This is a genomic window from Polaromonas sp. P1_E3 (assembly GCF_056405935.1).
Window position 1 is genome coordinate 1 of the sequence record NZ_JBFUBD010000591.1, and the last position, 1318, is coordinate 1318.

At 52.4% G+C, this 1318-nt stretch carries 2 protein-coding genes; both read right to left on the bottom strand.

The window, feature by feature from the left end; translation table 11 throughout:
- Positions 1 to 79: 79 nt before the first annotated feature.
- Positions 80 to 499 (bottom strand): GtrA family protein, encoded by a 420-nt coding sequence (locus AC1D0Z_RS21975; RefSeq protein ID WP_477660271.1) that lies wholly within the window; start codon positions 497 to 499, stop codon positions 80 to 82.
- A partial coding sequence (locus AC1D0Z_RS21980) for a glycosyltransferase (protein ID WP_477660272.1) occupies positions 499 to 1318 on the bottom strand: 820 nt, incomplete at its 5' end. The genes AC1D0Z_RS21975 and AC1D0Z_RS21980, both read right to left, overlap by 1 nt.

Genomic DNA, 1318 nt, shown 5'->3' on the forward strand with positions numbered 1-1318 from the left:
GGTTTACCCTGACATTCCAAAGAAGAGGCCGGCGCAACAGGCCATCACCTCATCCGGATGCGCAGGTTCGCTACTTCAATCAATGCCTGAAAACCAGGAATCGGGCACCTGAAAAATTGAAAAGCAGGGCAATCACGGACCCAGCCGCCAGAGGTAACAGCGTGTGAGTAGCCGCCACGGGAAGCCAGAGAACCATCAGGTAAAAAACCAGAAAATTGATCGCGATGCCTGCTGACTGCACCAGCAAATACTTCAGGTATTCCCGCATCAGGAATACAGGAGCATCGGCTGACGGGCGAAAAGTAAACAGGCGATTGGCCCACCAGGTAACAAGCGTTGCGGGAAGAAAAGCCAGCGCACGCGAGACCAGGATATCGAGGCCGAATATGTGCAGGAAAATAAAAAACAAACCCGCATCGACCAGAAAGCCGAAACCGCCGACCACCAGAAAGGTCATCAACTGGCGCCCTGAATTCGGCTTCGATGCGATCTTGGACATTAACTCTTTTGGGTCATGGATATGAGCATGAGCTCGTAACTCATCCGGTGCTGATGCACGATGCTGTCGAGCATCAACGCCACAGAAAAAAAGATCACTGCGACAATTTCCAGCGCTGCTGCAAGCACCGCCAGCGGCACGTGATAAATGTATTGGTATGTGAACCAGTCAGCCAACACAGGGATGCCGGCAATAAAACCAAGCACCATAAGCACCATGGAAACCGAACCGAAAAATGCGAACGGCTTGTAATAGCGCAGTATCTGGAAAATCGCAAAAATAACCTTGGCCCCATCAGCCAGTGTATTGAGCTTGGAGAAACTGCCTGCCGGCCTGTCCACATACTCCACCGGAATTTCCATGATCCGAAAACGCTTGTCGAGCGCATGCAGGGTCATATCAGTTTCGACCTGAAAGCCGGCAACCATGACAGGATAGGTCTTCACAAACGTCCTGCTGAAGGCCCGATACCCGCTCATGATGTCCTGCAGCGTGGAGCGGAAAAACACATTGATCATGTTTTTAACAAGGTCATTGCCAAATCCGTGAAAGAGACGCTTGTTATGGTCCTGGTAATGTCCGCCGGAATGCCTGTCACCCACCACCATGTCGGCCTGGCCCGACGCAACAGGCGCGATCATGTCGGCTGCGCGAGACGCGGGATAAGTCTGGTCGGCATCAGCCAATAAATAAATGTCTGCTTCCACGTCGGAAAAAGCACGGCGCAACGCATTTCCCTTGCCTTGCCTCTTTTCGTGAATCAACCTGCCCGCGCAACCGATCTCATCAAATGTGGTTTGCGCGATTGCGGAAGTACGG

Coding starts and splice junctions, on each gene's coding strand:
- AC1D0Z_RS21975 (WP_477660271.1), bottom strand. CDS start 499: ATGTCCAAGATCGCATCGAAGCCGAATTCAGGGCGCCAGTTGATGACC.